Raw genomic sequence first — 26,974 nt, 5'->3', positions numbered from 1 at the left:
ATGGAGTTTACCTTGTCTATGTCTAACTCGCCAAAGCAGAGCTACCCTGTCGCGGTAGATGAATCAGAGCGTATTAACAAGCTAAAAAAGTATCAGGTACTCAATGAAGATGATGAGCCTGCATTCGATCGGCTAGTCGCGCTGGCAAAGCTGTTCTTTGATGTACCAGTAGTTACGATTACCTTTATGGATGAGGAAACCCAATATCTAAAACCAGCTTGCACATTTGAAGATGCGCCTGAGAGTATAACCAAAGGACCACGTGATACGGCTTTCTGTAATTATACAATATTGTCTAATGAAGTATTGATAGTACCAGATACATGGAACGACAGTCGTTTTAGCCAGAACCCTATGGTCACAGGTTTCCCATATTTACGATCCTACATTGGGGCACCTATTATTTTGTATGAGGACAATAAGAATTACCGCCTAGGGACTTTATGTCTTATGGATACGAAGCCTAATCATAATTTTAGTGAGCAGCAATCAGAGATATTAGTAGAGTTTGCAAAAATGGCAGCTGATGCTTTGCAGTTGCAAGATAAGCAACGTGATGCAAAGCACGCTAATGAAATGAAATCGAGCTTTTTGGCTAATATGAGTCATGAGATTCGTACACCGATGAATGGAATTATCGGTATGGTAGATATGTTAGGTGATACCGATCTTAGTGATGAACAGCGAGAATACGTTGATAATATTAAGGTTTCTAATGAGCATTTGATGGTCATCATTAATGGTATTTTGGACTTATCGAAAGTCGAGTCTGGAAAAATGACGATTGATTCTATTCCATTAAATTTATCTAGCTTATGTAATGAAGTCGTCAGTTTGTTTGCTATAAAGGCGCGCCAAAGAGGCTTGACTTTAGATTATCATTATACTGAAACATTATCGCCCTACGTTAAAGGGGATTCTGTACGGCTTAAACAGATTATCGCAAATTTAGTCAATAACGCGATTAAGTTTACGCGGGAAGGTGGTCGAGTAAGCATCGATGTCAAACATATGGACAATTGCTACTGCCCAGATAACATTGCCGAAGATGTTATCAGCACTGGTCTAAAAGACGAAGCAAGTAAAATAGAAGGCGACAGAACTGGTCAAAATATGACTTTGTGTATAGAAGTTAAAGATACAGGAGTGGGCATTAAACCAGAATCGTTAGAAGCTATATTTGATGCTTATGATCAAGCAAACAAATTTACCCATCGTCTTTATGGTGGTACTGGACTTGGACTGTCTGTTTGCAAATCTCTAGTCGACTTAATGGGTGGTCACATTCATGTGAGCAGTGAGGTAGGAGTTGGTACTACTTTTAGCGTATTGTTGCCGCTACCTACTATTGCAGAAGACAAATATGAGGTATGGCAAGATTCTAACGATATGACGATGATCGAACCTAGTCACGAGCGAGCTGGTCATATATTGTTGGTTGAAGATGATACTGTTAATGCGATTATTGCCAAAAAAGCACTAACCAACAGTGGTCATACCGTCACTCATGTTACTGATGGTCAGCAAGCAATTGAGGCTTTTGCTCTATTTCCTGAACGTTATGACGTGATATTAATGGATCATCACATGCCGATTTTGGATGGGGTACAAGCTACCATTAAGCTGCATGAATTATATGATCCTCAAGTACTACCGCCCATTATCGCCTTAACTGCCAATGCAATGGACGGCGAGCGTGAGAAATATCTAAAAGTTGGTATGCAGGACTATTGTACCAAACCTTTTAAGCAAGAGCAGTTAAATGCCTTGGTACAGTATTGGCTAATACAGAAGCAATCATTGGAAGAAGAGTAACTTAATAGATATTAGCATTAGCGCCCTTGATTAGCATTTCGATTAACCATGATTGATAAATATAAAAAAAGCTTAACCGCCTATATGGTGGTTAAGCTTTTTTATTGATGATAGAGATATCAGTAAATATCAACTATCAATCATGTTCGGAGCGATATTAGTTCACGCGAGTTTGGTAGTCGCCAGTACGCGTATCAACACGTACCACTTCACCTTGTTGCACAAATAATGGTACACGTACAACAGCACCTGTCTCTAATTTAGCAGGTTTGCCACCACCGCCTGAAGTATCGCCGCGTACGCCAGGATCTGTTTCTACGATTTCTAACTCAACGAAGTTAGGCGGCGTGACTGACAGAGGAGCACCATTAAATAACGTAATGGTACATAGAGCATTGCTGTTTTCTTTTAACCACTTGATTGAGTCACTCATTGCGTTTTTGTCCGCTTGAATCTGCTCAAAGCTTTCAGGATGCATAAAATGCCAAAACTCGCCATCGTTGTATAGATAGTTCATTTCAGTATCCATCACATCAGCAGCTTCTAAGCTGTCACCTGATTTGAAAGTTTGTTCCAGTACTTTGCCACTACGAAGATTGCGCAACTTAACACGGTTAAAGGCTTGACCTTTACCAGGCTTAACAAACTCGTTTTCAAGAATGGCACAAGGGTTGCCATCAAGCATCACTTTTAGACCAGCTTTAAATTCATTAGTAGAAAAACTTGCCACAAGAAACTCCTAGGGGTTGTAAATATAATAGTAAGACATAGGGCTGACTGTACCAAAATTTTCTGTTATGCCAAGTATTTACGGATTAACGAGGATACTTTGATAGGCTAGACACTAAGGGCGTATAATATCGGATTTTGGGCACAGGTAATAGGCTGTCATGATAAACCATTTAATCACACAAAAAAACTGGCAAACGCAATTATCGGAAGCTATTACATCTGTTGATGAGCTATTAAGTATCCTACAGCTTGAATCAATGCGTGCAGAAGTTTACGTACCTAAGCATTTTGAACTGCGTGTGCCACGTGGCTTTGTGGCAAAAATGGCTATTGGCGACCGTAATGATCCCCTGCTTAAACAAGTGTTACCAGACCAGCAAGAGCAAATCAACGTCACAGGCTATGTAGCAGATCCGCTAAGCGAAAACACTCAAAATCCTGTAAAAGGCTTGCTTCATAAATATCAGTCAAGAGTATTGTTAACGATTACAGGCGCGTGCGCTATTCACTGCCGTTACTGCTTTCGCCAGCATTTTGACTATAGTGCCAATATGCCGACTGCTGATGCAAAAGAAAATATCATCAACTATATTAATGCAAATCCTGAGGTCAATGAGGTAATTTTGAGTGGTGGTGATCCACTAAATGTGACCAATCGACGTTTGTTTTCATGGTTAGATACTTTGGAGTCTCTTCCGCAGATTACTACCATTCGGCTGCATACGCGTTTACCATTGGTGATACCCGCACGCTTGGACGCTGCATTGTTAGAGAGGTTATCTCAAAGTCGCTGTCATATTGTCATGGTCATTCACTGTAATCATGCCAATGAGCTAGATGCACCAACCGCCGAATACTTGCAACGTGCTAGAGCAGCTGGAATTACACTATTAAACCAAGCCGTGTTGTTAAAAGGTGTCAACGATACTCTTGACGGGCAAGTGAAGCTTAGTCAGCGTTTGTTTACTTCTGGCGTGCTACCATATTATTTACATGTGTTAGACAAGGTGGCTGGTGCGGCGCATTTCGATAGTAGTGAGCAAGCAGCAATTGAGCTTTATTGGTCATTGTTAGCATCATTGCCAGGTTATCTTGTCCCTAAGTTGGTCAGAGAGTTACCGAATAGACCTTTTAAAGTGCCGATTGATATTTACAGCAATAGCTAATGTAGGGCACTATAACAATTTAGGGGAAATAGTAAACAAAGAATGGTTGTTGTGAGGTGTGTAAATAACACTTATTGAAAATAAAAATTTAAGATTCTTACTTTTCCAATATAATAAATGGTTATATTATGGGAAAAGAATATAGACTATCGGCACGCAGATTAATAAAAGAGCAAGTAAAGTTAAATATATGGTTCCAATAGTGCCCATATATTATTTGAGTGTATTTCTTAATTAAGGCCCATAATAGATAGACATCATCATTCTTCTACAGTCGACCTTAACAAGCATTCTTTATGCCCTGTATAAAGTTACATTGCTGATTACCTGAAAGTGACCAATAATGAAAGGATACTGATGATAAATTTATCGATATTTAAAGATTATTTAAATTCTGCAGCGCCACTACCTCTGTCATCAAATCGTTCAGTAAACGGTCAAGAGCGATACTTACTCAAGCTATTGACAACGCTACCTTCGCAAACTCAGGAGCAGCAAGCAGAACATCTAGAAAGTGTACTAACAGTACTACGTGAAGCCAATATAGATGACCAACAACGCCTTAAACTTACGGCCACAGTAGTCGATGCTTCAGATCGATTGATAGCGACTCTGAGGCAGCATTATATATATGAGACAGGTGCGCTTAATCAGTCTCAAATGTTATGTGTTGCTCAAATACAATCACTACATTATTTGATTATCATGGTCTACGATAGAGTTATACGTCGTGAAGTTTTATCTTCAAATGATCCGTTGAAGTTTTCTTCTAGTAAAGGTTGGCAGCGCTATTTTAGTACTGAGAACAAGCCTTCTAGCACGCTCGCTATTGCGACGTATCAGTCACTATTAAGATACCAAAAACTATTAGGTGAAGAGGCGCTATGTTATCGAAAGCCATCAAATTACCTATGGTCTAGAATCAATCAGTTGTACTATTTAGCGCATAAGCAAAAAGTGACTGATATTGACCTGAGCATACATACTGCCACACATCAGGCAAATAATATTCATCAATTATATTGCCAAATCTGTTTACAACATTTATTGAACGTGCGTGCTATGAGACGCCCCACAATCTTACTGGTACAACGATTACTGCCTGAGTGGGCTAAGTATATGGTTGCAACAATGGAGCCAACCACTGAGACACGGGTTTTTGTTGATCTTCATAGTAATAGCCCACCCAGTTATTTAACTGCCAACTCTAATATTAATCCGTATGAAGATCGTCATGATTGTCTATTTATAGAGCTTACGCCGATGGTTCTATATTTCAATTCACGTAAGCGAGCTTTTATAGAAGAAGGTAGTGTAGGAGTGGAGTATAGTTTACTCAATACTATTTCAATGACTATTAGCTATCGTTACTTACAGCCGCCACTTACCTTGCCAACCAAATATAGTACCACCCAGCATGCGAAACTAATTACTAACTTCAGTGATATACACTATCATGCTAGTCATTCACAAAGCTTTGCTAACCTAATTTCTATAAAAGATCTGAGAGAAGAAGAGCGCCCTCTATACAATACATTCGACAAAAGACGTGCTTACGACAGTGCAACCATAGAACTGTTTGACGATCATGACAATTTTTCACAATATCGCACACTGCATCTGTTACCGAAAGATAGTGAGCTAGATAAGGATTCTATTGATGAAGCTGTTCTCAATAAAGGTGGGCTCAGTGTAGAAAAAGCTGACCCTGACTTTTCTACAACGGCACCAAAGCCCTTACATATCATGAATTTGCTTCTAGTCTGCCGCTCTGATGACACGGTTCAACCTGACTGGTCAATAGGCGTGGTACGCTGGCTCAACCTAGATACCAAAAATCTAGAAGTAGAATGGCAGGTACTCGGACATAAGCTTGTAGCGTGTGGGTTACGTTTGGAAGGCAGCAAAACGAGAAGCCGCCATTTTGTACCAGCATTTATCCTTGGAAAAGATGAAAAGTTGGACACTGCTGGCACGTTGATAGTGCCGCCTTCTTATTTTCAAATCGATGATAGAGTCGTCATGCGTATCGGCAATAAACAAACCTCTTTACGATTAGGGCGTAGGCTGATGATGACTGATGAGTTTAGTCAATATGAGGTAGCGCAACTATAGGCCTTATCTTTGTTCCTAAAATGCAGATAGATAGGTTAGTAGCAGCGAAGTTATACAGGTTTTTAACAAAAATATGATGGACAACAAGGGGCGTAAGTTAATCTGCAGCGGGCTGAATTATTGTCTATAATGACGGATGTTGTTACTCTGACTTCTATGATACCCCTAACAATAAAAAAACAACCTAAACCAAAAACTCAGTCAATACGATAAGATTTTCTGAACTTCATCCTAATGCTTCTTTCATGTTAGGCTAGTCTGAAGGAAAGGTGTAAGGTATCAAGATAAAAATACGACTAAAAGGCTCCCTATGCGCTCTCAATCTCTTTTGAATTTATTGGTAATCAATGATGATCAGCTCTACGCTGAACGTCTTGTGCAGTTATTGAGTCCTTATTACGATAATGTGAATTTGGGTTTTTTGGACGATAAAGAAGAGCTATTGAAACTCTTACGCCAACCGTGGGATGTCTTGGTATTTGGTAAGGCTTATGATATGAGCTTTACGGATGTAGTGAGTCTAGTGCAAGAGCAAAGTATTGATTTGCCGATGATTTGTCTAGTGAACGAAGAGATAGCGACGACAGCTTGTAATGAGGAAGGGCTACCTACTGTTATTAGTGGCACAATGGTCAAAGCGCTCACCATCGATCAAGAAATGCCTGTCGTAATGACTATTTGTCTACAGCATAGTAGTTTGCGCAGTCGTCGTGAGCTAAAAACTTTACGTCAAGTACTTTCTGAAGCAGAACAGCGTGCTAATGTATTGATTAAGAACTCTAAGAGTGCGGTTGCTTATATTGATGAAGGGATTCATATCTTTGCTAATGATCCCTATCTCCAATTATTCGGTTTCAAATCAATGAATGAAGCGGTAGGCGTGCCTATTATTGACCTGATTTCGGGTGGTGATAGTGTCAAAGGATTTAAACAGTTTTTACGTCAATTTGACAAAGGCAGTCGCCAAGACGTTGAGTTCAATTTTGAAAGTGTGCGAACAGATGGCAGCACTTTTGAAGCAAAGTTACAATTGGCATCGGCAACATTAGAAGGTGAGCCAGTCACTCAGATTATTATTCAACAAAACAATAGTAATAGTGCAGAGGTCGCTAAACGCTTGGCTGCCGCTGAGCGCAAAGACAATTTAACAGGCCTTGATAATCGTCGTGGTTTTGAAGAGCAGATGGCAATAATACATCAGCAGGCAGTACAAGGATTGTTGACAGCAGCACTGCTATATGTGCAGCTTGACAATGTAGGTAGAATAAGAAGTAGCTTAGGTCTACAAGGAATAGATACGACTGTCAAACAAGTTGCCTATACGTTAGATGAGCTAGTACTTGATGGTCATGTGAGCCGTTTTAGTGATACCGCGTTTACGATACTTGTCAAAAATAAGACTGCAAGTGAACTTGAAGAACTGGCTGTGCATATCGGTTCCTCTATTAAGAATATGTTTATTGAGGTAGATAAACGTACGACGAATACAACGGTTAGCACTGCTATTGTCAAAATTGAAAAGAACACAGCAGAGCCTACTGTCATACTAGAACGTGCTATGGATGCTATGAGTCAAATCATGGTAGAAACTTCTAATAGCGGTGGCTCTTATCATATATATGATCCAAGCGAACATGCTAATAGTGACGATCATGCACTTGCCGAATCGTTGGTTGATGCCATTACTAACAACCGATTTGAGCTATCATTCCAATCAATATACGATATCAACAACGATCGTAGCGATTTCTTTGAAGTGTATCTAAGGCTACCATTGTCCGATGCGGACAATACTGTATTGACCCCTGATCAGTTTATGGCAGTGGCTAAAACGCATCAACTATTAGAAAAGATCGATCGATGGGTACTTATTAATGCCTGCAAAAAAATTAATGATGTACGTAAAGTGCATCCTGAAGCCAGATTGTTAGTACAGTTAACCAGTGCTTCATTAGTTGATAAAAAATTGCCGATTGTTGCCAGTCAGTTGATAAAGGCAGTAGGTGGTACAGCTGGTGTATTAACACTACAGTTCAATGAAATAGATATCTCTGATCATTTAACCGTTGCCAAATCCCAATTTTCCGCGCTCAACGATGTCAATTGTCAAATCGGTGTTAATAACTTTGGCTCGTCTGCCAAATCTATCGAAATTGCCAATTTTGTCCAGCCTGATATGGTACGCTTGGCGCGCAGTTATATCCAAGATATTGGTTCAGCAGAAAATTTAGAAACGGTCAAGTCTCTTATCACGCGTACTAATGACATTAAAGTCGATGTGCTTATGCCTTATATCGAAGATGCAGCAACGATGTCAGTCGCTTGGAGTGTGGGCGCGCGCTATTTGCAAGGGTATTATTTAGAAGAGCCTAGTAGCACAATAAAGGTAGCGAGTTAAAAGGCCAATATGTCGTATCGTTTATGTCATGGCGATAATATTCCTCAACCAAAGATTGCTAAAAATGACACTTATTAATAAATATCAAATGAGCAGTCTTTTGGCTGCTGTTTTGTTGCTTGCAGCTTGTGAGAAAACGCCACCTGACCACCGTGCTCCTGTGACTCTGCCCTTATATACCGATGGAGATGCGGACAACGGTTCGATAATTTATAAAGATGCTTGCGGTCAATGCCATCAACGTAATGCAGGTCTGAATAAAAAAGGCCCACAATTAATGAATATATACGGTGCGCCGGCTGCCGAGTTGAAAGACTATACCTACAGTAAAGGGCTAGAAGATTCAGGTTGGGTATGGGATGCAGAGACACTCGATCCATATATTGCAGATGCCCAAAAAGCCATGCCAGACTCCAAAATGCTGTCTGACCCGATGCCAGATGCGAAAGAGCGTGCCGATATCATTGCTTATTTATCTACGCTCCGTGCCGCTGCACCAACCGTTACAGATGATGTGAACTGACTTTATCATCGTTATGACCTAAAAAATGAGCCAATAACCTACTATGACCCATGCAGCTAACGATAGATCATTATCTACCCTTCAGAAAACAGCGAAACCGTTTAGCCAGTCCATATCTAGTACGGCTGATTTTCAACGCAATCAGCAGCAAATTGCACAGCTGTTAGCGCAATTAAATCAGATTGTATTGGACAAGCCGCAAGCAGTTAGGCTAGCGCTCAGTTGTATATTAGCGGGCGGTCATTTGTTGTTACAGGACTTGCCTGGTATGGGTAAGACGACTTTGGCACAGGGCTTGGCACAGCTGTTAGGTTTGAGCTTTAGCCGAGTGCAATTTACCAATGATATGTTGCCTGCTGATATTTTAGGTATGAGCATCTACGACCAAAGTAAACAGCAACTTGAGTTTCGTCCGGGCGCTATCTTTACACAGTTATTACTTGCTGATGAAATCAACCGTTCCAGTCCTAAAACACAGAGTGCGCTACTTGAAGCGATGGAGGAGCGACAAGTCACGCAAGATGGTCAGACTTATCCTTTGCCGCAACCGTTCTTTGTCATTGCCACCCAAAATCCATTGCAACAAGCAGGTGTCTATCCGCTCCCAGAGTCGCAGTTAGACAGATTCTTGTTATGTCTGTCATTGGGTTATCCAGCGCCTGCCGCAGAGCGTGAGCTGCTAAAAGGTAAAGATCGTCGCGAGCTACTCAAAGATTTGGATACGGTACTTGATACTGAAGCTGTACTACTGGCTCAGCATGCTGTCAGGCAGGTTTATGTGGCAGATACAGTATTGGATTATTTGCAAAGACTGGTTGCAAAAACTCGTGCAAGCCAAGAGTATCATGGCTTATCGCCTCGCGGCGTGTTGTCGCTACAACGTGCTGCCCAAGCGCATGCCTATGTATCGGGATATATGGAAGTAACCCCTGAAGATATCCAAGCGGTGTTTGCTGCGGTCACTGATCATCGCCTCGGTCAGCGTTTCGTACCCGCGCATGTGACTGGTGGACAAGCGACAAAAACCATCGCCCAACGTATATTAGCAGAAGTGTCAGTCGTCGCTTAGCAGCTGATATGCTGTTTGACCCTATTGATTAACTGCATCGGTGAACCATAGTTCTACACATAGTCAACGCTATATAACTTAGAGAAAATATCAAAGTCACTCAGTTCACTATTTATGGTATTTTCACCCGCTTTCCTTGTATTCGAATTGTCCTGAATCAACTATATCGTTCTATTCGTGAGTTTGTTTGTCAGTTAGATACAAATACTGACAGCATTGTTATTTAGATGGTAATAATAGGGTAGTCATGAGCTTGTTACCAAAGACCTTAACCGCACCAATAAAATTAGCTCTGAGCCGCTGGTTTGCCTCGCGCGCACCTAAAAGTAATAGTGCTACGCTTAATTTGCGTAATGTCTATATTTTCTTTAGTCGTGAAGGAATGCTATTCGCCGTATTGTTAGTAATTACCTTTATCGCGGGTATTAACTATGGCAACAATTTGGTGCTTGGTTTGTGCTTTTATCTGGTCAGTATTTGGCTAATTAGTTTTCATGTTACTTTTGCTCATATATCTGGTCTGCAAGTGCGTTTACTAGAAGTCACTATGACAGAGGCAGGTGCGCCTGTTTGGGTTACACTACAGTTGAATAGTGATAGTCGCCAACCAAGGCGTCAGTTGCTATTTGAATTTGAGCAGTTAGCCAATAAGAAAACCAAAAATGGCATAAACGCGCAAAGTTCAGTGCTTATCACGAGATTACAAGGCGAGCAAGTCATTCGACTGCCTGTCCAGACTTACAACCGTGGCCAACTTGAACTACCACGGTTAAAAATAAAAACAGTTTATCCCTTAGGTATCATGCGTGCATGGTCTTATGTCTACTTTGCGCGTACAGCGTGGGTATATCCAAAACCTGAAGTTTTTGACTGGCAAGCAAAATATGCAATCGCAAGCTTAGAGGATTTACCAACAGGTGGGCAGTATAGACAGGGTCAGGACGACTTTGAGCGACTAGATAACTATGTTGAGGGTGAGTCATTGGCCCGAGTCTCTTGGGGGCATGTGGCGCGAGGACAAGGTATGCTGACCAAGCACTTCGCTGATCCGGTCGGTCATGAGCAAACGCTTGATTATGCAGATATGCCAGCTGCACATCACGAGCAAAAACTTGCACAATTGACTTATGGGGCATTGACGCTGGGTCAGCTAGGTGTGCCGTTTCAAATGCGTTTACCTAGTGATACTCCTGCTACTGCGGAGATGGGTAACGGGGAATCCTTTGCGCAAGCATGCTTGCTAAGGCTTGCGAAAGCACCATGACCAATTCTAAACGCTTATCTTCTGCTGATGTTGATACACGGTCCACAGAATATTCTGCGGTCGATACTACAAAAACGGCCAGCTTTGAGCAGTTGGCTTTAGGTCAAAAAGTCTCGTTTCGACCTGAGCGAAATGGCGCTAAATGGTATCGTAAGTTATTTGCACTGCCAGCTTATTATTGGTTATTAATTGCTCAAGTCGTCGTTGTGTTACCGCATGCCGCACATTTACCATTATGGTTGATAGGATTTGCCGCCGTCAGTATCGCCGCTCAATTGCCTCATATCAAAGCTAAATTCAAACAAATATCGCACCTAAAGCGTATTTATCAAAGTGTACAAATGCTAGGCTTTCTGCTGGGGCTATTAGGTCTGTGGCTAACCTACAATACAGCATTTGGGCTCGATATGGGCGTGGCGTTTTTGGTGCTATGCCTAGTTAGTAAGCTATGGGAGCTGTATAAGCGCCGCGATGCCTATGTGGTGTTGAATTTATCATTGTTCGTGCTTGCGGCATTGTTTTTGATGGACCAAGGTTTACTGACTACTTTAGAAGTGATCGTTGGCGCAGTCATTGTATTGCTAGCATTTATTGCGCTTAATGATGATAGCAATGCTAACGGTGACGGACGCTTGCGTACATTGGGCGTGTTAGGGATTGGTGCATTGCCATTATTGGTGGTGCTATTTTTGTTTTTTCCGAGACTGCCACCGCTGTGGTCTGTACAGCTCTCAGGTCAGCAAGCCGTTACAGGTGTCTCTGATAGCATGTCTCCTGGTGATTTTGCCAATTTAGGGCAGTCAACTGAGCTAGCCTTTCGCGTAGAGTTTGCTGATGAGCGTCCACCGCAACAGCAGCTGTATTGGCGCGGTTTGGTATTTAGTGATTTCGATGGTGTCACATGGCGTCCGGCTTCCCAAAAGGATCAATGGTCGTTGAGATTGCAAGCACCTGCATGGATTCAGAACGCCTTCGCTACTGTACCTGATGAATCAAGGACGGCACCTGTCAATTACAAGGTTATCTTAGAACCCACTCAGCAAAACTGGCTATTTGGTCTTGATTATCCGTTCTCCCAGCAGCCAGATATCAATACTACCTCTGAATTTACCTTATCAAAGGATCAACCTGTTACGCAGCAACTTCGCTATGATGTGTTGCAGTTTGCACAGATGCGTATTGATCCGGTTCTAACAGAGGCATCAAGACGTGAGAACCTTGCCTTGCCTAATGAAGGTAATCCTCAAGCGCGCGCGCTTGCTAAGCAGTTATTTGAGCAGTCAGGTTCAGACCCTATTCGCTACATAGCTGCTATTGAGCAATGGATCAATCGAACAGAGTTTCGCTATACGTTGTCGCCACCACGGCTCAATACCAATCGGATTGACGAGTTTTTATTTGAAACCAAAGCAGGGTTCTGTGAGCATTATTCGTCAAGCTTTACCTTTATGCTACGCGCCGCTGGTATTCCTGCACGAGTAGTAGCAGGCTATCAAGGCGGTGAGCCAAGCCGCAATGGTAACGTATGGGAAGTGCGGCAAATGGATGCGCATGCGTGGACTGAGGTTTGGCTTGAGGGCCAAGGCTGGGTGCGTGTGGATCCGACAGCATTTGTGGCGCCTGAGCGAGTAGAGCAAGGCATGAACACGATGACCCAGCAGCAAGGGGCAGCTATGTTTGGCAATGGTGCCAGTGCACAGATCAGCTATCAGCAGTATCAAATGCTACAAACGCTACGCCGATTATCAGACCAAGCGAGCTACTACTGGCAAAAAGACGTAGTCGGCTATGACCAAGATAAACAGGCAGACTCATTACTCAAATGGTTCAATATTAGCTCAATCATGCAGCAAATTATCTGGTTAGCCACCAGTGCGGTTTCCGTTATGGCTATCTTAGTATTTGTCATTTGGTATCGCCGCCGCAAACGTTGGCACCCAGCAGACTTACCTCTTGCTCAGCTCTCAAAACGTGTTGCCAAGCATGATAAATTATTAGCCCGCAATGATAATGAAGGGCAGCTAGCTTGGTTGGAACGTTTGGCATCGGCTATTGATAGCCGTCAGGGTGACAATGCCCAATCTGCTACGAGTCAGCTAACAGATAGTAGCGACCCAATCGTTATTCAGACAAAGCTTATTGAAATCAGACAAAACTACCGTCAGTTACGCTATGGACGACTGAGTACATTTGATAGCAGTCATAGTGAATATCAAGAACGACTCAAACAACTTAAAAAAGATGTACGCGCATTGTTATAAAGGTTTTTGATGATAGTGTTATTAAGTTGCTAAGGTGTTTTGAGCTAATTAAAAAACAGATAAGCGAATTAGTGAATAAGTAGAGAGGCGGTTATATGGCGATATATGTAGATTTTGTGCAGATAAAATTCAAAGGCCATAAGTGGTGTCATATGCTGGCGGATAGCTTGCAAGAGCTGCATGATTTTGCGGCATTTATTGATGTGGATGCACGCCTATTTCATCGTAACGCCAGCTATCCTCACTATGATATCACGGTTCAAATGCGTGAAATCGCTATTGCACAAGGTGCCATTCCTGCCGATAGAAAAAAGATTATCGAGTGCGCAAAAAAATTAAAAGTAGAGCTGAATGACCAGATAGAGCAATCTAGTCATTCTTGATATGAAAGCTTTTTAAGTAAATAAGTAATGTTTCAATTGCCTGTTCACTTATCTGCTCGAATGTATATTTATTCAACTATATCGAGCGCATTATTTTGCCGTGGCTGCAGTACCGATCGCGTTGAGTGCTTGTGAGATATTAGCAATCTCGGTATCGCAACCTTTGATATTGTGACGTGTCTTGAGGTAGTCAGGGTTGTTGTATGACAGCCATACTTTTTTATCGGCATCTTCGCTAATTAAGATTTTTTGCGGCAAATCAATGGCAACAGTTTGCTCACAGTTCATTAATGGCGTACCCGCTTTAGGGTTGCCAAACATAACGACTTGCGTTGGTCTTAATGATAAGTCGGCACTCTGTGCATTTTTCTGATGGTCGACTCGTGCAAATACTTTCATACCCTTGCTTTCGATAACTGAGACCAGCTTGTCTGCGGTATCTTTGACGGAGTGATTGCTCTGTAAAGTTACCAAGCCTTTTTCAGCATTGATAGAGGTTGTTGTGTCTGTCATAGCACCAGTACTCTTGGTTTTATCCAATAGCGTATCGATACTGGCACAAGAGGAAACGGCTACTGCTAGCGCAGCGATAGAGACGATTTTAATCATAATTACACCTTTAAGTTGTCTGTAGTATGGTCAGTCCTAACTATAATGAGCAACATCAAATATTCATTGTGCGTAATCAGGTTTGCGATTGCAAGACTTCTTAACAGAACGTTAAACCAAATGTTCTGCCAAATAATCTACGAGCAGTCTAATCTTTGGTGATAAATGACGGTTATGCGGATAGATGGCCCAAATGCTTTCTTCGGGCTCTCTATAGTCATCAAGTAAACTGACCAACTCGCCAGATGTTAAGTACTTTTGCACATAGTAATCAGGCAGCTGGACGATGCCCAAGCCTTTTAGTGCAGCATCAACTAGGCTATGGCCGCTATTGTATTGCACAGTACCAGAGACACGCAGGTTTCTTTCTACACTTGCTTGTTGGTTGTCCGTCTTACCATAAGTATCGCTGTTCTCTTTTGTTTTAGTGGTATCTATAAAATGCCAGTAGTCACGAGTACCCAATAGGCAGTTATGTTGACTTAAGTCACTCAGTTGGTGCGGTATGCCGTGTTTTCTCAGATAAGAGGGCGCAGCGCAGACAAAATTAGTACGCAGGCTAAGTTTCTTTGCCATCATCGTGGAGTCATGTAATTTGCCAATACGAATCGCTAAGTCATAACCCCCTTCAATCAAATCAATTTTCTGATTACTCAAAAAGGCAGTCACTTCGATATCGTGATACTGCATCATAAAATCATTGATCAGTGGTAATAATTGCTGCTCACCATAAGTAACGGGCGCTGTTAGTTTTATCCTGCCTTGAGGCTTTGATTGTAAGTTGCTTACGGCTTGCTCAGCGGCATCCAAGCCGTCGAGTACACTGCGGCAATGCTGATAGAATACACGGCCTTCTTCAGTCAGTGAGACCTTGCGCGTGGTTCGATATAGCAGCTTTATGTTTAAACGTTTCTCTAACGCGCTGATCTGGCGGCTGACTTGTGCCGTTGAGATACCCAGCTCTTTTGCACCACGTGTAAAGCTCTCATATTCTGCAACATAGACAAACTCACTAATCCCTTCCCAGCGCATGATTATTACCAATATGTAAAAGATATTTGCAAATATAGCATATTGTTATCCGCTCAGAAATAAATATAATGGTTAGTATCAATGTAAACAGATGGTGTTTTACTGTCATCGATGCTTGCCTATAGAGGGCAGGCAAGATAAGCTCAGTCTATCTTTATTTGTTTTAACTGTGGATATAGTGACCGATAAAATCCATAAAATGTGTTAGCAAGTTATTAGAATTGTTTGTGCTTATAGCGCAACTGTCATGTTATCACCCATAAATAACAATCAATTAAAAAGAGAGATTCTTATGTCTGATAAATTTATTAAATCAAAAGCCGCCATCGCTTGGGGTCCAAAGCAGCCATTATCTATCGAAGAAGTGGACGTCATGCTGCCACGCAAAGGTGAAGTATTGGTCAAAATCGTTGCCAGTGGTGTGTGTCACACAGATGCTTTTACCTTATCTGGTGAAGACCCAGAAGGTGTGTTCCCTGCGATCTTGGGTCATGAAGGTGGCGGTATCGTTGAGCAAGTTGGCGAAGGCGTGACTAGCGTTCAGGTCGGTGACCATGTCATTCCGTTATACACGGCAGAATGCGGCGTTTGTAAAATGTGCCGCTCAGGCAAAACCAATCTGTGCTCGGCAGTACGCGAGACGCAAGGCAAAGGCTTGATGCCAGATGGCACTACACGTTTTTATAAAGACGGCGAGCCTATTTACCATTATATGGGTTGCTCGACTTTTTCTGAGTACACGGTTTTACCAGAGATTTCTTTGGCTAAAGTTAATAAAGAAGCGCCATTGGAAGAAGTTTGCTTGCTTGGTTGCGGCGTGACTACCGGCATGGGCGCAGTCATGAATACTGCAAAAGTCGAAGAGGGCGCTACAGTGGCTATCTTTGGTCTGGGAGGTATTGGTCTGTCAGCGGTCATCGGTGCTGCCATGGCAAAAGCCAGCCGTATCATCGCGATTGATATCAATGAAAGTAAGTTTGAGCTAGCCAAAAAGCTAGGGGCAACTGACTGTATTAACCCGAAAGATTACGACAAACCAATTCAAGAAGTGATCGTTGAGTTGACCGATGGCGGTGTTGATTATTCGTTTGAATGTATCGGTAATGTCGATGTTATGCGTTCAGCGCTAGAGTGCTGCCATAAAGGTTGGGGCGAGTCGGTCATCATCGGTGTCGCTGGTGCTGGACAAGAGATCTCAACCCGTCCATTCCAGTTAGTGACTGGTCGAGTCTGGAAGGGCTCAGCATTTGGCGGTGTAAAAGGTCGCACAGAACTACCAGGTTATGTCGAACGCTATCTAGCAGGCGAGATTCCGCTACAGGACTTCATCACTCATACGATGCCGATAGAAGACGTCAACGAAGCGTTTGACTTGATGCACAAAGGCGAAAGTATCCGTACGGTTGTACACTTCTCAGAGTAGTTAATGACAGCAGTAACGACGTCATTGTCTTAGAAATGCTTTGTTAAAAATAAAAAGGCTGCTTCAATATTGAGGCAGCTTTTTTAATGTTATTTACACACACGACTTAGTGATTGAAAGTCTTAAGCACTCTTTTTGCTAATGATTAGATCCGCTAGTGTCGATAAATCTGATGCGGTCAAATCTGGAACTGGTACATTGGGCGCATTTAGCATCGCATTATAGGGACGGGTCAAAAATGCACCGCGACAACCTGCCGCTTGTGCACCTATAGTATCCCAGAGGTGACAGGCAACAAGACATAAGTCTGACGTATCAACGGCTAGCGTATCAGCCACCAATTGATAAGTATCAGGTGCTGGCTTGAATTTGCCAACAGTCTCAATACTAAAGTGCTGCTCAAAGTACTGACTGAGACCTGCTTTTTCTAATGGCGTTGGGGACGCACTGCTTGCTGAATTGGTCAGCGTGACCAGTCGAAACCCTGCATCACGCAAACGAGTCAGTGCTGGCGCTGCATCAGGATGGGCAGGTAACGCATTCATTCTTTCTTTGAACTCATTAATATCGGCGTCTGTCAAAGTGACTTGTCTGATGTTAGCAACCATTTGCAATGCACCAACCCCAAGCTCGCCAAAAGGCGTATAGAGGCCGGACAACGTCATAGTTTGCGAGTACAGTACCAGCTGAGCGAACCATTCTCTTAGCACTCTTTGCTTGCCAAAGACGCGCGTGAATAAAGGCGTTAGCGTGTCGATATCGAGCAGTGTTTCATTGACGTCAAACACAATAATCGAGGGAAAACGTTCAGAAGACATAAAGTATCCTTTTATAGAATGACATTTTTATAACGTCAGGTGGTTTACTCAGTCATGTTGGCCAATTGCTCTAATATACTGATGTAGTTTTCGACCCCTTGAGCACCGCTGACCAGATGACGCTCATTAAAGATAATCGCTGGTACACTTTGGATGCCTTGCTGTTGCCAATGCTGTTCTTCTGCTCGTACTTCTTTCGCAAAGAATTGACCTTCTAACACTGCCAATGATTCACTAAGATCAAGCCCAGTCTCTGCTGCAATATCGGCAAGCACATTGATATCGGAGATATCTCTGTTATTGGTGAAATGCGCGGCAAATAAGGCTTGCTTTAACTCATGCATGCGGCCTTGTTGATCAGCGAAATGTAGCAGTTGATGCAAGTTAAAGGTGTTGTGCATACGTGTGTCATCATTGAAATTAAATTCAAAGCCAACTTCCTGTCCAGCTTCAGTCATTCTGACTCGACTAGCCTCTGACTCTTGTTTAGTAGAGCCGTACTTCTCGATGATGTGCTCACGTAGGTTTTGACCTTCGCTTGGCATATTTGGGTTTAGCTCAAACGGATGCCAGTGGATAGTGTGAGCGGTATTGGTTTGCTCAAGCGCTGCTGCCAATTGACGATAGCCGATAACGCACCAAGGGCAGACGACGTCTGAGACGATATCTATTCGAAGTGGTTTTTCTGATGTGCTCATATGTCCTCGCAGGTATTATTATGTATGTTTTGTTTGGGATGTATATATAGTGGCATATCATTTGGAATCAAGCAGATATACCTAGTTATCAGACAACTATAACTAGTTACCATATATCAAGTCAGTTCATACTAAGAGAATGACTAAGTGATTACAATGTAGTCTGCGCAGTCGACGTCGCCAATTCGGTAGCGTAATTGTAACCATTACTAATAAGAAAGTAGGTGTTTTTGCAATACGCTGACTCAGTCATAACAAAACCTACGAATACTTAACCAAGCAGGCATGGTCATAAAATAGCTTTTTATTTAAAGTGGCTTCGTTAAATGGCAATCGAAGAATAAAAATTCTAAGAAAGAATAAAAAATTAATATCAATAATGGAGTCACAGATGAAAAATATCACCGAAGCAATGAACTGGCGCTATAGCACAAAAGAATTTGATACCGATAAGAAAATATCAACAGAAGATTTCCAAAGTCTAAAGGATATTTTGCGCCTCAGTCCTTCGAGTACCAACATTCAGCCTTGGCATTTTGTCATTGCTGATGATGAAGCTGGTAAAGCCCGAATCGCAAAAGGCACGGAGGGCATGTACGAGTTCAACGATGCCAAAGTAAAAGGTGCCTCGCACGTCATTGTATTCTGTAGCCGTGTCTATGCCGATGATGAGTTTCTAGATGACATCTTAGAAAAAGAAGATGCAGATGGTCGTTTCGCAGAGCCAAAATTTAAAGAGCAAATGCATCAGACGCGTAAAATGTTTTTGGACATTCGTCGTTATGAGCAAAAGGACGAGCCACATTGGTTGATAGAGCAATTGTATCTTAATATGGGCGCTCTACTACTAGGAGCGGCAACCTTAGGTATTGATGCGGTTCCGATGGAAGGGGCAGACTTAAAGGCACTTGATGAAGAGTTTGATTTACGTAGTAAAGGCTACACTGCTGTGGCGGTCGTATCGCTTGGTTATCGTAGTAAAGATGACTTTAACGCTGAGCTGCCAAAATCACGTTTTGATGAAGAAACGATTATTACGAAAGCCTAACCAGTTGTTAACTAAGCAAAGAACGATTTAATAGAAATATCTACTAAATACTATACGTAAAAAGTCTATTTAAGAGCCTCATAAACTGAATGTTTATGAGGCTTTTTTTATCGAGTTTTATTTTAAAATAACGTTAAAAACTGAGGATAAAAAATATACCACCTATTAGCAGCGCTAACATTTCAATACTCTCGTAGATTAGAAACTACACTGGAATCCCTACAAAGTAAAAACAAAACAACTTTTTTCATACGTCATAATAAATTTATTGACGCTGTCATTTTGAAGCGTATTTCACCACTCTATTATATTCATCTGCCAGCGAGAAGCCAGCATGTCTACTTTGACCTTAACAATCAACAAGCAAGATTATCAGCTTGAAAATCTTGACGCTCGTACGACACTGCTCGACGTCTGTCGTCAGCACCTACGAATTACTGGACCCAAAAAAGGCTGCGACCATGGTCAATGCGGGGCTTGTACCATGCTTATCAATGGACGACGGGTCAATTCCTGTCTGACACTCGCCGTTATGCATGATGGTGATGACATCATAACGATCGAAGGCATTGGAATGCCAGAGTCATTGTCGGCGCTGCAACAAGCGTTCAAAGACAATGACGCTTTTCAGTGCGGATATTGCACCCCAGGTCAGATTTGCTCAGCTACCGCCTTGATAGAAGAAGTAAAGCAAAACTGGCCAAGCCATGTCAGCACAGATCTGCAAAACCCTGATGGCCGCCTTGTACAAGAAATTGCTGAGCGCATGAGCGGTAATATCTGTCGCTGCTCAGCTTATCCAAATATTATCAAAGCCATTTCACAAGTGCTTGAAAGTCAGGTTTCAGAGAGTCAAGTATCAGAATCTAGTGCTCAAACAACAGACAACGTAGTGCAAAACTCAAGCGTGACAGGTATCTGGTCACCGCCACCGAGCGAGGCGCAACTTGGTAAGACTTCAGCGAATAACAAGACAGTAAATGCTACAACAGGAGGCCGCTCATGAAACGCTTTGAATACAGTCGTGCTGATGCACCAGAGCAAGCGGCAATATCTGCCAGTGCCAAAGATGCGTCTTTTATCGCAGGTGGTACCAACTTATTAGATCTGATGAAACTGGAGATTGAGACGCCAGTTAAATTGGTCGATATTACCCGCTTAGAATTAGAGCAAGTTGAATCTACTGCTGATGGTGGTTTGCGTATCGGTACGCTTGTGACCAATAGTGATTTAGCAGCGCATCCTGAAGTCATTGCAAATTATCCAGTATTGTCCCGAGCGATTTTGGCAGGAGCGACTGGACAGCTGCGTAATAAAGCAACGACTGGCGGTAATTTCTTACAGCGTACCCGTTGTTATTATTTTTACCAGACAGATAGCGCCTGCAACAAGCGTGAACCGGGAACAGGTTGTCCAGCTATCAATGGCGAGAACCGTACGCTAGCTATTTTAGGCACGAGCGATGCCTGTATTGCGCAGCATCCATCTGATATGGCAGTGGCGATGCGCTTGCTGGATGCCACTATCGAGACAGTCAAGGCGGACGGATCGACTCGTTCTATCAATGTAAAAGACTTTTATTGCTTACCAAAAGATACGCCGCATATCGAAAACGTATTAGAGGCAGGCGAGTTAATCACTCACGTTGTATTACCTGCGCCTATCAAGGGTATGCACACCTATGACAAAGTGCGCGATCGCGCCTCTTATGCATTTGCGCTTGTGTCCTGTGCTGCAGTGATAGACGCTGATGATAGTGGCAATCTGAAAACGGTACGATTGACATTTGGCGGTATCGGTACTGAGCCATGGCGTAACGAGGAAGTTGAAGCACTGCTAACGGGTACCGATGGCAATAATGACGTTATCGTGCAAGCCGCCGATCTGTTATTGAATGATGCCAAAGGTAATGGTCAAAATGACTTTAAGATACCGTTGACGCGTCGCTTACTAAAACAAGTCATTCAGCGCGCATTAGCGGGCGAGGGAGCATAATCATGTCATTATTTGAATCAATCACTCAGTCAGAACCGACCAAAAAAATGACCATGGATGAGCCTGTTGAGTCTTTGTTTAGCACAACAGCGAGCAAACTGGTCGGTAAGCCAATCAATCGTGTTGACGGCTCGCTCAAGGTTAGTGGTCAAGCGCCTTATAGTGCTGAGATCCATTTAGACAATAAAGCGTACGGTGTCTTGGTCGGTGCGACCATTGCCAAAGGACAAGTTGAGAATATCGATAGCAGTTCTTTAGATGGCATTCCCAATATTATCAAGGTCGTGACAGACCCTAAGCACTTTTTGCGTAATTCTCAGCAAGGTGGATTAAAGAAAGCACCAAAGCAGGGAGCGACTGAGATTTTTTATCATGGTCAACCTATCGCTGTTGTAATCGCTGAAACCTTTGAAGCAGCAACGGAAGGGGCGAATGCGCTTAAAGTCACTTATAAAGATGAGACTGACCAAGCGGCATTAAATTTTACTAAAGAGTTGTCTAACGCCCATGAAGTTGATGAGAAAAAAGGCTCTGACAAAAATTATGTCCAAGGCGATCCTGAGCAAGGATTGGCTGATGCTGAGGTAACGCTTGATCGCTTTTATCATACGCCAAGTCAAAACAGCTCGGCGATGGAGCCACATGCAACATTGGCACATTGGGAAGGGGATAAGCTCGTTCTTTATACGGCAAATCAAATGCTCGCGTCTTGCAAGCAACAAGTGATGGATGCGCTAGACTTAAATAAAGCTCAAGTTCAGTTGATCGCGCACTATGTCGGTGGCGGGTTCGGTAGCAAGCTCGGTATAGCGCCTGAATCTATTGCCGCTGCTATTGCGTCAAAAGATCTTGGTCGACCAGTATTGATTACTATGACTCGTCCACAGGTGATGGAAGCAACGGTCAGACGCTCAAACACTCGTCAGCGCATTGCAATTGGCTGCGACAAGGATGGTGTTATCGATACGCTGATTCACGATACCATTTCTAGCAATTTGCCAGATGAGGCATTTTTTGAGCCAACTGCCTTGTCTACGCACTATCTATACAGTGGTAAAAACCGCCGTGTAAATTATGAAATGGTCGACATGAACCAAGTGCTATCAGGTTCGATGCGTGCGCCTGGTGAAGCGGTCGGTATGATTGCCGTTGAATGTGCAATGGATGAATTGGCTGCGCAGTTAGACCTTGATCCTCTAGAGCTGCGCCGCCGTAATGAACCCGAAAAAGACCCTAGTAAAGACATTCCATTTTCGACGCGCCAGCTGATTGCCTGTATGGAGCAAGGTGCTGAGCATTTCGGTTGGAGTCAGCGCAACACAAAACCTGCCAGTCAATTAGAAGGCGACTGGTGGATAGGCACAGGCATGGCTGCGGCCGCACGTGGTAATCAGTTACAGTCTTCTGAAGCGCGCGCAACTTTGCAAATCGATAAGTCAAAAGCGCTCGGTGTCAAAGCGGTTATTGAGACAGATATGACAGATATTGGTACAGGGTCTTATACCGTATTTTCTCAGGTAGCTGCAGATTTATTAGGACTACCTATTGACCATATCGAGATGAAGTTAGGCGATAGTGCCTTACCACCTGCATCTGGTTCTGGTGGTAGTTGGGGCGCAGCGAGTGCAGGTAGTGGTGTATACCTTGCTTGTGAGCAGCTGCGTGAGATGCTAGCAGAAAAAGTCGGTCTATACCCTGATACGATTCAGCTAGATAATGGTCAAATTAAGCAAGTAGGCAAGCATGATCTGACTGCGGTAGAGGCAGCCAAAGAGAATGGTCAAGCGTTTGCTGATAGCAGTATTGATAAAATATCTGAAACCACAGGAGTTTCATTTTCAGAGAATGTATTAGAAGAACAGTCAGAATCAGAAAAATATAATTTTGACAATACAGAATCATATGCGCTTGCTGACGTGATCGCAGGCTATGAGGAACAAAAAGTCAGTGCCAAAGGACAGATAAAGCCAGGTAAAAATGGTAAAAAGTATCGTCAGTCTTCTTTTGGTGCAAACTTTGCTGAAGTGGCCGTGCATAAAGTCACGGGTGAGATCCGAGTAAAACGCATGACAGGCGCATTCGCCGCTGGTCGTATTCTTAACCATAAAACAGCGACTTCGCAATGCTATGGCGGTATGGTATTTGGTATTGGTTCAGCGTTAATGGAAGAGGTCATCCATGATAAACGTGATGGTCGCCTGTGTAACCATGACCTCGCTGAGTATCATGTGCCAGTCAATGCCGACGTACCGCAGTTAGATGTGATATTGGTCGAAGAGGATGATCCTTATACCAACCCAATGCATATCAAGGGTATTGGTGAGACTGCTATTGCTGGTGCTGCCGCTGCAATTGCTAACGCTGTTTACAATGCCGTCGGCGTACGTGTTTATGATTTTCCGATTACGCTTGATAAATTGCTTTATGAGATGCCAGAGTAATTTTTTAAGCCATATGTACGACAGGAACCCGCTTAATGAGCGGGTTTTTATAACTTAATCAGCTGTATATTTCGTCATTATCAAGAAAATAACTACCAAATAAGAGGCGTTATGAATCAGGTCGCTGACATTCTTAAGCTGGCAATCAAAGCTAAGCAACAAGGTATTGACGCTGTATTGGCAACGGTTGTACGTACTGAAGGCTCAGCATATCGCCGTGCTGGCGCGATGATGCTTATCTGTGAGGATGGTCGCTCAGTTGGGATGATTAGTGGTGGCTGCTTGGAGCCGCATATTATCAAACGTGCCTTTTGGCTTACTCGTAACGGTGCCAATGTGCAAGTCTATCAGACGGGTGATGATATTCAATATGCTGACGATGGCCAAGCGCAAGCGGGTGCGAGGGAAACTAAGTCTGATATATATGATGAGCTAGATAGCGACTTAGATGACGCGGACTTTGATGAGCTAAATTTTGGATTGGGCTGTAATGGGCGAGTGCATGTATTGTTTGAGCGACTAACGACAGCAACGCCATTGCTAGAGACAATCCGTAATGTTCGACGTACTCAGCAGCCGATTACTGTAGCGACTTTAATTCGTGCTAACGATTATCAGTATCAAGATTCTATATCGCAAAACAGTGATAATTTTCGAACTGGAATGCGTATTAATTTAGATGAATACCGCAGTTTGGGAAGCGTTTCTGCACTAGGGAAAACAGCTCTTTCCAGCATACTTGCCAATACTGTAGAAGAATTAGCAGAATATAAGCTGTCTGAGAAAAATGCTAAATATGTGACGGTGGAAAACGACAAGGTAACAACAGAGTGGCTTGTGCAACGCCTGCAACCACAGTTGCGTCTATTGATTTGCGGGGCAGGTAACGATGTGATGCCACTGGTGACCATGGCTAAACTACAAGATTGGCATGTGACGGTCGTAGACAGTCGCGCGCAATATGCAACTCGTATGAGGTTTCCTCAAGCAGACGTTGTGATGTCGCTATCTTTAGATGACAGTGAGGCTTTGCTTAAGCTTAGTAACAACGCAGCAGTCGCTCTGATGTCACACAGCTTGAGCCAAGACCGTGCTCGTCTAGCAATACTGCTCGAGCATCCAGACACTTATAAGTACTTAGGACAGTTAGGGCCGCGCTATCGTACCGAACGGTTAATCAATGAAATCAGCATAAACCTTAGCAATCCTACTATGTTAGAAGCTGGCATTCATAAATTGTATTATCCGATTGGTTATAAGCTGGGTGGAGATGGCCCTGAGGCACTTGCACTTGGTATCATGGCAGAGATTAATGCGGTCATGCACAATCAAGACGCTCCAGTAAATGGTTCATATAACAATGTTTCAAGTATCCCAGCGGTGAGTAACGATACGGATGCCAATATTGTCCAGAGTGGCGTATGAGAAAGCGTGTATTTACTGAGGGTGCTGAACATACAGAAAGTACTGAACAGCAGAGCCAAAACCATGCGGTCATTATCTTAGCAAGTGGTCTCAGTCAGCGTCTCGGTCAACCCAAGCAGCTACTCATTAAGAATGGCGAGCCGTTAATTACTTATATGACACGACTGGCAATAACTACCAATCCGCAAGTTATTGTCATTGTCGTCCCTGATAACCATCGTTTTACTGCTAGTACGATGATAGAGTTGGCTAATCAATATCCAACGGTTCAAATAGTGGTGAACTCACAAGCTGATACTGGTATGGCGCATAGTTTGAGTCTGGGTGTTGAGGCAATTGTTGCTCTTGAATCAACTTCAATCGATCGAGTGCTCATCATGGGAGTAGATCAAGTATTATTAGATGAGCCACATTTAACCGCTTTGCTAGCGGGCAAGCAGACGGTAGTGGCCAGTCGCTATCACAGTTGGCGACGTTTAGAAACACATCAAAATCGAGATAAAACGGTGTCCGATATCATAGGTCTGCCTTTAGTAATTGACTATAAACTGCTGAGACAGTGGCAGTCAGGATTAACAGGAGATAAAGGGCTTCGTCACCTCATTAGAGGGTTGCCTGCTGATCAAATAGGTGAGGTCGATAATGACCAACTTAGCTACGATATTGATACGCCCGAGCAGCTAGCTTATGCGAAACAACAAGGCTGGCTTGATAGCTAGCCTGATTAATTTAATTGATTTTGAACAGTATTCCTTCTGAACAATAAAATGCGAGAGAATAAAATTATAAATACGATAGAAACCGAACGACTGTACCTTAGACAATGGCAAGCGAGCGACTTTGCGCCATTCGCTGAGATGAATGCTGATCCTAAAGTAATGGAATACTTTCCTAAGTTATTAACTACTTCCATGAGTAATACTATCGCCAAAAAATGCCAGTCGCTGATTGATGATAATGGGTGGGGTTTTTGGGCGGTGAGTCTAAAAGACACAGATGCTTTTATCGGTATGGTTGGGTTAAATAACGTGCATGCCGATATGCCGTTTTCTCCTGCTGTCGAGATTGCTTGGCGATTGCATAATAATTATTGGGGATTAGGGTATGCGACTGAAGCTGCCCGAGCATCTCTGAATTTTGCCTTTGTTGAGTTAGGGATTGAGGAAGTAGTTTCATTTACAGCAGTCATTAATAAGCGCTCACAATTGGTTATGGAGCGCCTTGGTATGACCAATACACAGGAGGATTTTTTTCACCCTATGCTTGAGTCTAATCATCGGCTTGCTGAGCATATGCTATACAAAATTACTTGGCAGCAGTGGAAGCTTGCTTAAGTAGTTATTTACGTAGTCAAACTAACTGGATTTTATATGCCAAAACTGATATATAATTATCGATTTATGTATACAGATTGAGAGCGTTATGGAAAATATTATACTAGAAATTGATGACGGTGTAACAAGTTTAGTTACATTAGCCAATAAGGTACAAAATGCACTTGGCAACGAACCAGTGTCCAGTGATGTTAGACATGCTATAAAAATGTTTAGTAGTTCTCATAAAAATTATACGACTGCTGTAAAAGAAAATAGTGCTAACCAGGTAGCTGAAGCTGCGCAAGCAATTTGTCTTTGAAGTACGTTACTTGCCAATGCAGTTTCTTCATCGGAAAACCAAGAAGTCAGCTCACTTAGAAATGAGCTAGGAGTAAATGCTAAAAAGCTTAAAAAACTAATAGAAAACTCAGCTTTATCGACTT

23 protein-coding genes are annotated in these 26,974 nt (G+C 42.8%); 18 read left to right on the top strand and 5 right to left on the bottom strand.

Features of this window, described 5'->3' with window-relative positions; genetic code table 11:
• Positions 1 to 18 precede the first annotated feature (18 nt).
• Positions 19 to 1,815 (top strand): ATP-binding protein, encoded by a 1,797-nt coding sequence (locus SJY28_RS00685; RefSeq protein ID WP_379543079.1) that lies wholly within the window; start codon positions 19 to 21, stop codon positions 1,813 to 1,815.
• A 157-nt stretch (positions 1,816 to 1,972) separates the two neighbouring features.
• Here the strand turns inward: SJY28_RS00685 and efp are convergent, their stop codons facing one another.
• Entirely contained in the window at positions 1,973 to 2,545 is a 573-nt protein-coding gene (gene efp / locus SJY28_RS00680; protein WP_160022040.1) for an elongation factor P, read from the bottom strand.
• Positions 2,546 to 2,705: 160 nt separating this feature from the next.
• Between efp and epmB the strand changes: the two genes are divergently transcribed.
• The 8 genes from epmB (at position 2,706) to SJY28_RS00640 (ending at position 13,726) form a co-directional block, all read left to right on the top strand.
• Complete coding sequence (gene epmB, locus SJY28_RS00675) at positions 2,706 to 3,713, top strand: EF-P beta-lysylation protein EpmB (protein WP_379543078.1); 1,008 nt, start codon at positions 2,706 to 2,708, stop codon at positions 3,711 to 3,713.
• A 357-nt stretch (positions 3,714 to 4,070) separates the two neighbouring features.
• Positions 4,071 to 5,828, top strand: a complete 1,758-nt coding sequence (locus SJY28_RS00670; protein ID WP_379543077.1) for a hypothetical protein — start codon at positions 4,071 to 4,073, stop codon at positions 5,826 to 5,828.
• Positions 5,829 to 6,138: 310 nt separating this feature from the next.
• Positions 6,139 to 8,226, top strand: coding sequence for an EAL domain-containing protein (locus SJY28_RS00665; RefSeq protein WP_379543076.1), 2,088 nt, complete (start codon positions 6,139 to 6,141; stop codon positions 8,224 to 8,226).
• Between the two features lie 64 nt (positions 8,227 to 8,290).
• The gene (locus SJY28_RS00660) at positions 8,291 to 8,749 is read left to right on the top strand and encodes a cytochrome c family protein (protein ID WP_102090425.1); all 459 of its coding nucleotides are present in this window, start codon (positions 8,291 to 8,293) and stop codon (positions 8,747 to 8,749) included.
• 43 nt (positions 8,750 to 8,792) lie between these two features.
• The gene (locus SJY28_RS00655; protein WP_379543075.1) at positions 8,793 to 9,818 is read left to right on the top strand and encodes an AAA family ATPase; all 1,026 of its coding nucleotides are present in this window, start codon (positions 8,793 to 8,795) and stop codon (positions 9,816 to 9,818) included.
• Positions 9,819 to 10,065: 247 nt separating this feature from the next.
• Positions 10,066 to 11,082 carry a DUF58 domain-containing protein gene (locus tag SJY28_RS00650; protein ID WP_379543074.1) on the top strand — a complete coding sequence of 339 codons (1,017 nt, stop codon included), beginning with the start codon at positions 10,066 to 10,068 and terminating at the stop codon, positions 11,080 to 11,082.
• Positions 11,079 to 13,343, top strand: coding sequence for a transglutaminaseTgpA domain-containing protein (locus SJY28_RS00645; RefSeq protein ID WP_379543073.1), 2,265 nt, complete (start codon positions 11,079 to 11,081; stop codon positions 13,341 to 13,343). Before SJY28_RS00650 ends, SJY28_RS00645 begins: the two co-directional genes overlap by 4 nt.
• Before the next feature lie 95 nt (positions 13,344 to 13,438).
• Positions 13,439 to 13,726 (top strand): DUF4031 domain-containing protein, encoded by a 288-nt coding sequence (locus tag SJY28_RS00640; protein ID WP_057761296.1) that lies wholly within the window; start codon positions 13,439 to 13,441, stop codon positions 13,724 to 13,726.
• A gap of 90 nt (positions 13,727 to 13,816) precedes the next feature.
• Here the strand turns inward: SJY28_RS00640 and SJY28_RS00635 are convergent, their stop codons facing one another.
• Both SJY28_RS00635 and SJY28_RS00630 read right to left on the bottom strand, forming a co-directional pair.
• Complete coding sequence (locus tag SJY28_RS00635; RefSeq protein WP_379543072.1) at positions 13,817 to 14,335, bottom strand: DUF302 domain-containing protein; 519 nt, start codon at positions 14,333 to 14,335, stop codon at positions 13,817 to 13,819.
• Between the two features lie 111 nt (positions 14,336 to 14,446).
• Positions 14,447 to 15,367 (bottom strand): LysR family transcriptional regulator, encoded by a 921-nt coding sequence (locus SJY28_RS00630; RefSeq protein ID WP_379543071.1) that lies wholly within the window; start codon positions 15,365 to 15,367, stop codon positions 14,447 to 14,449.
• A 292-nt stretch (positions 15,368 to 15,659) separates the two neighbouring features.
• Between SJY28_RS00630 and SJY28_RS00625 the strand changes: the two genes are divergently transcribed.
• Positions 15,660 to 16,790 (top strand): S-(hydroxymethyl)glutathione dehydrogenase/class III alcohol dehydrogenase, encoded by a 1,131-nt coding sequence (locus SJY28_RS00625; protein ID WP_057761290.1) that lies wholly within the window; start codon positions 15,660 to 15,662, stop codon positions 16,788 to 16,790.
• Between the two features lie 122 nt (positions 16,791 to 16,912).
• Here SJY28_RS00625 and SJY28_RS00620 read toward each other — a convergent pair whose 3' ends face one another.
• Positions 16,913 to 17,608, bottom strand: coding sequence for a haloacid dehalogenase type II (locus SJY28_RS00620; protein ID WP_379543070.1), 696 nt, complete (start codon positions 17,606 to 17,608; stop codon positions 16,913 to 16,915).
• A gap of 44 nt (positions 17,609 to 17,652) precedes the next feature.
• Positions 17,653 to 18,306, bottom strand: a complete 654-nt coding sequence (locus tag SJY28_RS00615; RefSeq protein WP_379543069.1) for a DsbA family protein — start codon at positions 18,304 to 18,306, stop codon at positions 17,653 to 17,655.
• A gap of 391 nt (positions 18,307 to 18,697) precedes the next feature.
• Here SJY28_RS00615 and nfsB point away from each other — a divergent pair, with 391 nt between their 5' ends.
• The 8 genes from nfsB to SJY28_RS00575 all read left to right on the top strand — a co-directional run bounded on the left by nfsB (position 18,698) and on the right by SJY28_RS00575 (position 26,850).
• Positions 18,698 to 19,354: an oxygen-insensitive NAD(P)H nitroreductase gene (gene nfsB, locus SJY28_RS00610; protein ID WP_290178934.1), complete on the top strand. Its 657-nt coding sequence runs from the start codon at positions 18,698 to 18,700 to the stop codon at positions 19,352 to 19,354.
• A 334-nt stretch (positions 19,355 to 19,688) separates the two neighbouring features.
• Positions 19,689 to 20,360, top strand: coding sequence for a 2Fe-2S iron-sulfur cluster-binding protein (locus SJY28_RS00605; protein WP_379543068.1), 672 nt, complete (start codon positions 19,689 to 19,691; stop codon positions 20,358 to 20,360).
• Complete coding sequence (locus SJY28_RS00600; RefSeq protein WP_379543067.1) at positions 20,357 to 21,349, top strand: FAD binding domain-containing protein; 993 nt, start codon at positions 20,357 to 20,359, stop codon at positions 21,347 to 21,349. The genes SJY28_RS00605 and SJY28_RS00600 overlap by 4 nt, the downstream gene beginning before the upstream one ends.
• A 2-nt stretch (positions 21,350 to 21,351) precedes the next feature.
• Positions 21,352 to 23,790, top strand: a complete 2,439-nt coding sequence (locus tag SJY28_RS00595; protein ID WP_379543066.1) for a molybdopterin cofactor-binding domain-containing protein — start codon at positions 21,352 to 21,354, stop codon at positions 23,788 to 23,790.
• A gap of 111 nt (positions 23,791 to 23,901) precedes the next feature.
• On the top strand, positions 23,902 to 25,215 hold the full coding sequence (locus SJY28_RS00590; RefSeq protein WP_379543065.1) for an XdhC family protein: 1,314 nt from the start codon (positions 23,902 to 23,904) through the stop codon (positions 25,213 to 25,215).
• Positions 25,212 to 25,934 carry a nucleotidyltransferase family protein gene (locus SJY28_RS00585; RefSeq protein WP_379543064.1) on the top strand — a complete coding sequence of 241 codons (723 nt, stop codon included), beginning with the start codon at positions 25,212 to 25,214 and terminating at the stop codon, positions 25,932 to 25,934. Before SJY28_RS00590 ends, SJY28_RS00585 begins: the two co-directional genes overlap by 4 nt.
• Positions 25,935 to 25,982: 48 nt before the next feature.
• The gene (locus SJY28_RS00580; RefSeq protein ID WP_379543063.1) at positions 25,983 to 26,549 is read left to right on the top strand and encodes a GNAT family N-acetyltransferase; all 567 of its coding nucleotides are present in this window, start codon (positions 25,983 to 25,985) and stop codon (positions 26,547 to 26,549) included.
• An 88-nt stretch (positions 26,550 to 26,637) separates the two neighbouring features.
• Positions 26,638 to 26,850, top strand: coding sequence for a hypothetical protein (locus SJY28_RS00575; RefSeq protein WP_379543062.1), 213 nt, complete (start codon positions 26,638 to 26,640; stop codon positions 26,848 to 26,850).
• Positions 26,851 to 26,974 lie beyond the last annotated feature (124 nt).

The organism is Psychrobacter sp. R86515 (assembly GCF_042466315.1).
Lineage (GTDB): Bacteria > Pseudomonadota > Gammaproteobacteria > Pseudomonadales > Moraxellaceae > Psychrobacter.
The sequence above is the reverse complement of the archived record's forward strand: the minus strand, read 5'-3'. Positions and strand labels throughout refer to the sequence as shown.